2 protein-coding genes are annotated in these 1,353 nt (G+C 38.6%); both read left to right on the forward strand.

Annotated features, from left to right (window positions below; all coding sequences use genetic code 11):
* The coding region (locus AC6F8J_RS14745) for an S-layer homology domain-containing protein (protein ID WP_500724387.1) at nt 1-619 on the forward strand (619 nt) is incomplete at its 5' end.
* A gap of 26 nt (nt 620-645) precedes the next feature.
* The coding region (locus AC6F8J_RS14750) for a hypothetical protein (protein ID WP_500724388.1) at nt 646-1,353 on the forward strand (708 nt) is incomplete at its 3' end.

Raw genomic sequence — 1,353 nt, forward strand, 5'->3', positions numbered from 1 at the left:
AGGCGCTTTAATAGACAGCTTCATGGTAGAAGGTAAGCATAAAGCAAATGTACTAAAGGTCTATGAAGGGGGTATCATTACAGGTTATCCTGACGGCACATTTAAGCCGGAGATGACCTTAACAAGAGCCGAGGGTGTGGCTGTAATTAGACGCATCATAGATAAAGGCGCAAGAAAACCATATATAAGTAAGGGCACCAATTACGCTGACCACTTCAAAGGTGGCAAGCTATGGGTAGATCCAGTTAGAGACAGTGATGAGAAAAACATTGCAGCAGATTTAAAAATGATAGAAAGTGACAAAGTGTACTATGACAAACATGGCAGCTACGAATGGGATGACCATTTAGGCATTATCATCAAATACTCAGAATATGGAAAGCCTGTAGACCAGCTTAAAGATTTAGAAAGGCTTTTAAGAAGACGCTTGTCAGAAGAACATGTACATACAATACTCGATTACATTAAGCATAAAGATGGTTGGCGTACACTGCTGAATGAAGAGCATAAATGGTATAATATGGATAATTATAGAATTGCAGTGGTTGATGAAAGGCAATTGAAAGGATCAAAATTTGAACGTTCTTTAGATGTTACGATTCAAATGTGGTATGAGTAATGAAGAGGATTACAATAGTACTTAGTATGATAGTATTTTCGATTTTCTTAATCAATTTTTCAGATTTTAAGGAGTCTTATGCTAGTCAGACATCTAGTTATATTGATATTTTTAGACCAATAATGAATCTAGAAGAAGCTATAAAAGATGCTAATGTTGAGATGAATAGTCTGATGGATAGAGATTACTTTTTTTATAGAATATATGATGTGGATATAAATACATTTGTAGAAATCGACGCCAATGAAGATATATGGCAAGAGTATGGAATATTCTCAACCAAGTCACCTTCAGGCAAATATAAGTTTATCAATGAACTACAGGCCTATCCCAATATTCCTAACAGTCAGTGGGAATTTATTGGCTATAATATTATGCCTGAGCCGGTGCCTAATCCTTATTACACACCGGATAGTATGCCGAAAACACAAATTATGGGTAGGTGGAAATGGGTTCAGAATCCGGAAGTATTTTTAAAAAATAATAAGGCACTCGCATCTTATCTTTCTCTTAATTACAAGGACGCTCTCACCCCGACTGACCGAGACGAACTGGCCAATCAAATCATATCAGCCCTCAAGGTCAAATACGGACCCCTCTTTGACGTGGATATGGCAAAAGCAGAAGGCACCGATGTCTGGCTTAGCCGTGCCGGCATCATCATACCGCCCACCAAAGTCTCAAGAGGGGTTGTCCGCCTGTGGCACAGTAATGGAGATTGGTACACCAGCATC

It is taken from the genome of Petrocella sp. (assembly GCF_059865615.1).